At 58.5% G+C, this 8,461-nt stretch carries 5 protein-coding genes and 1 pseudogene; 4 read left to right on the top strand and 2 right to left on the bottom strand.

The window, feature by feature from the left end:
• Window positions 1-183: 183 nt before the first annotated feature.
• Window positions 184-408 carry a hypothetical protein gene (locus tag CKW19_RS27885; RefSeq protein WP_007898912.1) on the bottom strand — a complete coding sequence of 75 codons (225 nt, stop codon included), beginning with the start codon at window positions 406-408 and terminating at the stop codon, window positions 184-186.
• A gap of 984 nt (window positions 409-1,392) precedes the next feature.
• Here CKW19_RS27885 and CKW19_RS27875 point away from each other — a divergent pair.
• Together CKW19_RS27875 and rmuC are read left to right on the top strand one after the other, a co-directional pair.
• Window positions 1,393-1,716: a hypothetical protein gene (locus tag CKW19_RS27875; protein WP_095061730.1), complete on the top strand. Its 324-nt coding sequence runs from the start codon at window positions 1,393-1,395 to the stop codon at window positions 1,714-1,716.
• A 175-nt stretch (window positions 1,717-1,891) separates the two neighbouring features.
• Window positions 1,892-3,256, top strand: coding sequence for a DNA recombination protein RmuC (gene rmuC, locus CKW19_RS27870; RefSeq protein ID WP_177408866.1), 1,365 nt, complete (start codon window positions 1,892-1,894; stop codon window positions 3,254-3,256).
• A 72-nt stretch (window positions 3,257-3,328) separates the two neighbouring features.
• Here rmuC and CKW19_RS27865 read toward each other — a convergent pair whose 3' ends face one another.
• Complete coding sequence (locus CKW19_RS27865) at window positions 3,329-6,799, bottom strand: PAS domain-containing hybrid sensor histidine kinase/response regulator (protein WP_095061726.1); 3,471 nt, start codon at window positions 6,797-6,799, stop codon at window positions 3,329-3,331.
• A gap of 243 nt (window positions 6,800-7,042) precedes the next feature.
• Here CKW19_RS27865 and CKW19_RS27860 point away from each other — a divergent pair, with 243 nt between their 5' ends.
• Together CKW19_RS27860 and CKW19_RS27855 are read left to right on the top strand one after the other, a co-directional pair.
• The gene (locus tag CKW19_RS27860) at window positions 7,043-8,194 is read left to right on the top strand and encodes a TDT family transporter (RefSeq protein ID WP_095061724.1); all 1,152 of its coding nucleotides are present in this window, start codon (window positions 7,043-7,045) and stop codon (window positions 8,192-8,194) included.
• 106 nt (window positions 8,195-8,300) lie between these two features.
• Window positions 8,301-8,461: pseudogene (locus tag CKW19_RS27855) on the top strand (IS256 family transposase); the annotation flags it as partial.

Genomic DNA, 8,461 nt, shown 5'->3' with positions numbered 1-8,461 from the left:
AAAAAGGAAGGAAAGTATTAATATCGCGCATAAGAACGCCGGTTTGTTAGATGTGTTTGCTCGCACGAACATCATCAATCAAATCGGCGTTCTTGTTTCTGTGTTTCCCGGGATTCCGTGAAGAACCAATAAAAAGCCCCGCTTTTTGAGCGGGGCCTTTGGGTTTCCAGCCTTTCTGGCGTATCAGGCAACCAGTGCCTGACGGGTACGCTCGATCACGGCCTGCAGCGGTTCGGCGCTGGAGTATTGATCGGGGTACAGACGCTCGCTGTGACGGGCGATGCCGTGTTCGTTAACCAGCGTGAAGCTGAAGCAGCCTTTGCGAGCGGCCATGATCAGGCAGTTCATTGGTGCAAAAGCGTTGGTTAGGGTGCGAATGGCATCCTGAGTATGGATTTGAGTAGACATTATTGGGTGTTCCTGCAAATGACACGGATAAGAACCGTGCAACGTTAAAACGTTCCAGTAACGTCGATCACCATTGATCGAACGAAGAACCCGACTGGAACAAAGCAGCCAGTTTGAAGCGCTGAATTATTTGCGCGCTTGGGCCGGCAGGTAGGTACTTAGGAGGGCAGGCAACACATCAAGGGCAAAGGTTCTGGGCCCGGGGTGAAGATCCTGATCAATTTGCAGGTTGGTTCGGTCAGAGTAAGTGAGCCTGGCAACACCCTTTGCTTTCGATTCAAAGGCTGTGTTGACGCAAGTTTTACCTGGAAACCATCGAGGTGGTCGATCCCGCTTGTTCGGTGGAAGCTTCCTTCGGGAAGGCTGACCGGGGGGATTTGTTCGACCAGAATTGACTTTCAGCTTGGTACTAACGCCGCGGATACTAACGGATTGAAGTAGCGAAGGGAAGGGTGATAGCAAAAGAAGTTACAGACGGTTTTCTGGCAGGCCGATCCTGCCAGGGCATACCCCCGTGATATCGCTCTGAATCGCTAGACAATCCGACCACTGGTCATCGAAGTTGTAACGCAAAAAATTGCATGATTCGACCGTTTGTCGAGTGTTATCCCCAGACATCGTGCCCAGTGCGCCGAAAAAGTGCATGGATATAACCATCACAAAGGGACTTGTGCACATTAGTTGCAGAGTCTGTCACCGCTCTGTCATCTCACGTTCAAGCCTGATGGCTGCCTGCTAGCAAAATTTAAGTCAATGAAAAACATCGCTTTTTTTTACTGGTGAAAAAATCGTCAGTTTGACTGCGAGCCCCATTCCACAGGGCTTTGCGGGGGTTCGCGGGCGGTTGTCCACTGAGTTATCCACAGCTTCTGTGGATTGTCCCGAGCGCTTGCTCTAGGACGGGCCTGCCGGGTTATTTTCAGCTTTACCTGTCAGAAAAAGAGAGTAAAGTTGCGCGCCTTCCGATCTGCCCCACAGTGCTTTATGAAGTTTCGCTCAGCCTCTGATTCCACATCCTCGACACCTCCTTCTGTTTCTCCTACCAAACGCTTTTCAATGCGTGTGGCCGAGTGGCTTTTGGATAGCCCGCGGCTGGGTGAAAACCCTAACGTCAAACACATCGCCGGCCGATTGCTCAAGCAACCGGCCCGTGAAGGCGTGGTGTCCGCACAAAGTCGTCTCGGTCAGTTGATGTGCCGTGAATGCGGGAACGCACGGGATCGCCGGATCGGCCAGGACCTTTTGCGTCAGGCGGCTCGGGCAGGGGATCGTCGTGCGCAACAGGAGTTGGGGCTGATCGAAGACTGAGCTGTCCAAGACCTGGCGCCTTGGTTAACCTTCAAGCTTTATCGGGATGGCGGGAGTGGTTATGGCGATGGACTTGACCAGCGTATTGCTTGGTCTGGCGGGTGCAGCGCTGCCGTTGTTGGTACTGGCCTGGCAGCTTCAACGTCGAGCGGGTACTGCGCAGGCAGACGTCGCGCTGCTGCAAGAGCGATTGGCCATGTCGCAACTGGCCCAGGACGGACTGAATGCGCAGCTTGATTCGTGCCGCGATGAAATCGGTGATCTGACTCAAGCCAACGCTGCCAAGCAGGCAGACCTGGCCGCCCTGCGCCGGGAAGTCGAGTTGTTGCAGATCGAACGTGATGACGCTCGCGACGCCGCCCATGCCTGGAACCTCGAACGCGCCGGCAAAGAAGCCGAGTTGCGCCGTCTGGATGCCCAGGCAGCCTCGCTGAACGCCGAACTGCGTGAACAACAGGACAGCCATCAACAACGCCTCAACGACCTGCAAGGCTCGCGAGACGAGCTGCGCGCACAGTTCGCCGAGCTGGCGGGGAAAATCTTCGATGAGCGCGAGCAGCGTTTTGCCGAAACCAGTCAGCAACGCCTTGGGCAATTGCTGGATCCCCTGAAAGAACGCATCCAGTCATTCGAAAAACGCGTCGAAGAAAGCTACCAGGCCGAGGCCCGCGAACGTTTCTCCCTGGCCAAGGAACTGGAACGTTTGCAGCAGTTGAACCTGCGCCTGAGCGACGAAGCGACGAACCTGACACGTGCCTTGAAAGGGCAGAAGACCCAAGGCAACTGGGGTGAATTGATTCTGGAGCGGGTGCTTGAGCACGCGGGGTTGGAAAAGGGCCGCGAATACCAGACCCAGGTCAATCTCAAAGGCCCGGATGGCGAGCGATTCCAGCCCGACGTGATCATCTATCTGCCGGGCGACAAGCAGGTGGTGGTCGACTCCAAAGTCAGTCTCACCGCCTACCAGCAATATGTAGCAGCCGAAGACGAGGCCATCGGCCAGATTGCGATCAAGCAGCATGTGCTGTCGTTGCGTAATCACGTCAAAGGCTTGGCCGGCAAGGATTACAAACGTCTCGACGGCTTGCACAGCCTGGATTTCGTTTTGCTGTTCGTGCCGATTGAAGCGGCGTTTTCCGCTGCATTGCAGGCTGAGCCAACACTGTTTCAGGAAGCGTTTGACCGCAACATCGTGATTGTCAGCCCGACCACTTTGCTGGCGACCCTGCGGGTGATCGACAGTTTGTGGAAGCAGGAGCGCCAAAGCCAGAATGCTCGGGAGATCGCTGAGCGCGCCGGGTGGCTGTACGACAAGTTCGTGCTGTTCATTCAGGATCTGGACGAAGTCGGCAATCGCCTGCAGCAACTGGACAAGGCCTACAGCTCGGCACGCAACAAGCTGACAGAAGGCCGCGGCAATCTGGTCAGTCGTAGCGAACAGCTCAAGTTGCTGGGGGCACGCGCCAGTAAGAGCCTGCCAGCGGATTTGCTGGAACGGGCGATGACGGATGTGGACGGCTTGGTCGAGTTGCCGGAATGAAATCAAAAGATCGCAGCCTGCGGCAGCTCCTACAGTGCCGATCTATGTAGGAGCTGCCGAAGGCTGCGATCGTTACAACGGCAAATGCCGACTCAACAATGCCCTCAACGCCGCAGGCTTCACCGGTTTTGGCAGGTAATCCAGCCCCGCCGCATGCACCTGAGCCACTGTCTCCGGCCGACCATCGGCGCTGATCACCACGCCCGGCACCGGCTCGCCCAGTCGGGTGCGTAACCAGGCCATCAGTTCTGTCCCGGTGTCGCCGTGATCGAGGTGATAATCCACCAGCGCCAAATGCGGGCGCACGCCCTTATCAAGCAACTTCAGACACTCATCACGGTTGCGAGCGGTCCAGACCTGACAGCCCCAGCGCGTGAGCAAACTGTTCATGCCGATCAGGATGCTGTCTTCGTTATCGATGCACAACACTTGCGCCCCGTTGAGTAACTTTCCGTTGAGTTCCAGGGGCTTTGCCGGCATGACAACCTGTGATCGAGCCAAAGGCACGCTCACGCTGAACACACTGCCGCGTCCCGGCCACGAGCGCACGCGCAAGGTATGACCGAGGACGCGGCACAGGCCGTCGGCAATCGCCAGGCCTAGCCCCAGTCCTTTTTCGGCACGGGTCTGGTGGCTGTCGAGGCGTTTGAACTCTTCGAAAATCACCCGCTGCTTATCTTCCGGAATGCCCGGGCCGCGGTCCCAGACTTCCAGGCACAGTTCGCCCTTATGTCGGCGCACACCCAGTAACACCGGGCCTTTGGCATAGCGGAAAGCGTTGGTCAGGAAGTTCTGCAGAATCCGTCGCAGCAGCTTGATGTCGCTGTCGACGCGCAGTGCACTGCCACGAACACGGAATGTCAGCCCTTGCTCCTGCGCCAGTGCCTTGAACTCTGCACCGAGGGTGTCAAACAGTTCGTTGAGGGCAAAAGGCTTGCGGTCCGGATTGATCTTGCCGTTTTCCAGGCGGGAAATGTCCAGCAGGTCGCTGATCAAGTCTTCGGCCGAACGCAGTGAACTGTCGAGATGCGCCACCAGTTTCTGTGTTTCGCGCGACAGGTCATCACCCTGATGAGAGAGGGCGGCAGAGAACAGCCGCGCCGCGTTCAACGGTTGCATCAAGTCATGGCTGACCGCTGCCAGAAAACGGGTTTTAGACTGGTTCGCCGCCTCGGCGGTGCCCTTGGCTTCGGTCAGGGCGACGTTGAGTTGCGACAGTTCATGGGTGCGTGCGGTGACTCGCTGCTCGAGGCTTTCGTTGGCTTCGGTCAGGGCTTGCTCAGCCTCGCGGAACGGGGTGATGTCGGTGAAACTCATGACGAAGCCGCCGCCAGGCATCGGGTTGCCGATCAGTTCGATCACCCGTCCGTTGGGGAACAGCCGCTCGGAAGTATGCGCACGCCCCTGGCGCATCCAGTGCAGGCGGCGGGCGACGTGCACCTCGGCTTCACCGGGGCCGCACAGTCCGCGATCGGCGTTGTAGCGGATGATGTCGGCAATTGGCCGGCCGACGCTGATCAAACCGTCGGGGTAGTTGAACAATTCCAGGTAACGACGGTTCCAGGCCACCAGCTTCAGCGACTGGTCGACCACGCTGATGCCTTGGGTGATGTTCTCGATGGCCCCTTGCAACAGGGCGCGATTGAATTGCAGCACCTCCGAGGCTTCGTCGGCGATTCGTACGACGTCCTCCAGTTGCATTTCCCGACCTTCGATGGCGGCTTTTACTACAGCGCGTGTCGAAGATGCCCCAAGCACACCGGCCAGCAATCGTTCGGTGTGGGCGATCCATTCACCGTCGGCGTTCTGGTTTGGATTGAAGCCTTTGCCCTGGCGATAGGCGAAGCGGATGAAGCTCTGGCGAGCGCGTTCTTCGCCGACAAAACGTGCGGCCAGTTGCAGCAGGTCATCGATTTGCACCGACAGCAGCGAACGGGCGCTGGGGCGGGCGCTGATCTCCTGGCCGATGAAGCGGCCGGCCTGCCAGTGCTCGGAAACCCGGGTGCGGGACAACACCGAGACCCAGGCGAACAGCGTGAAGTTGCCGGCCAGGGACAGCACCACGCCTTGGGTCAGCGGGGTGATCGGCAGGTTCATCGGGTTTGAGTGCAGCCATGCGAGGCCGGGGAAACTGCTCAACGACAGGCCGAGGCCGTGGGCGGCAATTGGCAGGACCAAGGTGTAGAACCACAGGAAGGTGCCGGCAGCAAGGCCGGCAAACACACCGCGGCGGTTGGCCTGTTTCCAGTACAGGGCGCCGAGCATGGCGGGGGCCAATTGGGTTACGGCGGCGAAGGCGATCTGGCCGATGGTCGCCAGGCTCGCGGTGGAGCCCAACAAGCGATAGCTGACGTAGGCCAGCAGCAGAATGACCACGATGCTGACGCGGCGTACCGAGAGCATCCACTGACGGAACACTTCGAAGGGACGTTCGGCATTGTTGCGTCGCAGCAACCACGGCAACAGCATGTCGTTGGAGACCATGGTCGACAGCGCCACGCTGGCCACAATCACCATGCCGGTAGCCGCCGAAGCACCACCGATAAACGCCAGCAGGGCCAGCGCCGGATGTGCCTGAGCCAGTGGCAGACTGATCACGAACGAGTCTGGCAACACCGAACTGGGCAGCATCATCTGGCCGGCGAGGGCGATAGGCACGACAAACAATGCCGCCAGGGCGAGGTAGGCCGGGAATACCCATTTGGCCAAGCGCAAATCCTGCGGCTCGATGTTCTCCACGACCGTGACGTGGAACTGCCGTGGCAAACAGATGATCGCCATCATCGCGACGCCGGTCTGTACCACCATCGACGGCCAGTTGATGGTTTCCTTCCAGTATTCTTCAAGGCGCGGCGCGAGCATGGCCTGGTCGAACAGGTCTTCGAAACCATCGTACAGACCGTAAGTCACGAACGCCCCGACGGCGAGAAAGGCGAACAGCTTGACCAATGATTCGAAGGCAATCGCCAGCACCATGCCGCGGTGGTGCTCCGTGGCGTCGAGGTTGCGGGTACCAAACACGATGGTAAACAGCGCCAATACCAGCGACACGATCAGCGCAGTGTCCTGGGCGCGGGTCCCCATGGCATCGGCCCCGGCGCCGATCAACAGGTTTACGCCGAGCACGATGCCCTTGAGCTGCAGGGCGATGTAAGGCAGCACGCCGACCAGGCAGATCAGCGCCACCACGACCGCCAATGACTGGGATTTGCCGTAGCGTGCGGCGATGAAGTCGGCGATGGAGGTGATGTTCTCCTGCTTGCTGATCATCACCATTTTTTGCAGGACCCACGGCGCCCCGAGCAACAACAGGATCGGCCCGAGGTAGATCGGCAGGAATGACCAGAGTTGTTCGGCAGCCTGACCCACGGCGCCAAAAAAGGTCCAGCTGGTGCAATAGACTGCCAGCGACAGACTGTATACCCACGCCCGCACGCGCGGCGGCAACGGCGCGCTGCGACGGTCGCCGTAGAAGGCGATGGCGAACATGATGGCCATATAGGCCAGGGCGACGGCGGCAATCAGCCCGGTGGACAGCGACATGGAAACTCCCGGCAAAAGACTTCCGGGCCTCCCGCCCGGACAGACAGTCTCGCACGGCCGCCCCGGTTAGTCAGTGTCGACCAAGGTCGTGGCGTGGCGGGGTGTCACAGGTTGTTTGTGCTGGACGCATAAGATCAATGTTATATCTGTGAAATAGATAAGTTATAGAGATATTACCCGTTATATAGATATTCTTTTTGGATCTAGCATGGGCTCTACCTCACATGAGGACAGGAGTTCGCCATGACATGCGCCAATAGCATCAAGCCCGGCATCAAGCCTTTCACCCACTTGCAGCACCCGCGCGAAGTGATTCGCCAATTCACCCCGAACTGGTTCGCCGTCACCATGGGCACCGGCGTGCTGGCGTTGGCGCTGGCGCAACTACCGGTTGCAATACCCGGTCTGCATGCCATCGCCGAAGCGCTTTGGCTGTTCAATATCGTGTTGTTTCTGCTGTTCACAGCGATCTACGCTGCGCGTTGGGTCATGTTTTTTGACGAGGCGCGGCGAATTTTCGGCCATTCCACGGTTTCGATGTTTTTCGGCACCATCCCGATGGGCCTGGCAACCATCATCAACGGTTTCCTGGTGTTCGGCGTTCCTCGCTGGGGTGACGGCGTGATTCACCTCGCAGAAATGTTGTGGTGGCTGGACGTGGCGATGTCACTGGCCTGCGGCGTGTTGATCCCTTACATGATGTTCACCCGTCAGGAGCACAGCATCGATCAGATGACCGCGGTCTGGTTGCTTCCTGTGGTCGCGGCCGAAGTGGCGGCGGCCAGCGGTGGCTTGTTGGCACCGCACCTGGCCGACGCCCATTCGCAACTGGTGGTGTTGGTGACCAGCTACGTGCTGTGGGCATTTTCCCTGCCGGTGGCGTTCAGCATCCTGACGATACTGTTGCTGCGCATGGCGTTGCATAAACTGCCCCATGAAAACATGGCCGCGTCGAGTTGGTTGGCGCTCGGTCCAATCGGCACGGGTGCCTTGGGCATGTTGCTGCTGGGCGGGGACGCGCCGCTGATTTTCGCGGCCAATGGCTTGCCGGGTGTCGGTGAAGTCGCTGCCGGGTTGGGGTTGGTGGCCGGCATTACGCTGTGGGGCTTCGGTTTGTGGTGGATGCTGATGGCGGTGCTGATCACCGTGCGTTATCTGCGCGACGGGATTCCTTTCAATCTTGGCTGGTGGGGCTTCACCTTTCCGCTGGGTGTGTATTCGCTGGCGACGCTGAAACTGGCCAGTACCTTGAATCTGACGTTTTTCAGTGTCGCGGGGTGTGTGCTGGTGGCGTTGTTGGCGCTGATGTGGCTGATCGTTGGCAAGCGCACGGTGCTGGGCGCGTGGCGCGGTGAGTTGTTTGTCTCGCCATGCATTGCAGGATTAAAGAAATAAACGGTAAAGATTAGGTAATGTGTGGCCTGGATCGACGATTGCTATTCCAATAAAGGGGGTGTCAGAAATTTTGTGTTCGGGCATAACATGAGTAAGAGGTGCATGTATGCCAACCAAAAAGAAACCCGCGTTGCGAGAACTACCGAAAATCCCGAAAGAGCTGCTCGAGCAATTCACCGATGGACCGATGACCGCTGAAGCCATTGAGGACGCCTCTGCGGCGTTCAAGAAGGCTTTGATCGAGCGAGCCCTCAGTGCTGAGCTTGG

The sequence above is a fragment of the Pseudomonas sp. Irchel s3f7 genome, assembly GCF_900187615.1.
Taxonomy (GTDB): Bacteria; Pseudomonadota; Gammaproteobacteria; order Pseudomonadales; family Pseudomonadaceae; genus Aquipseudomonas.
Note: the sequence above shows the minus strand (reverse complement) of the source record. Positions and strands in the feature narration are given on the sequence as shown.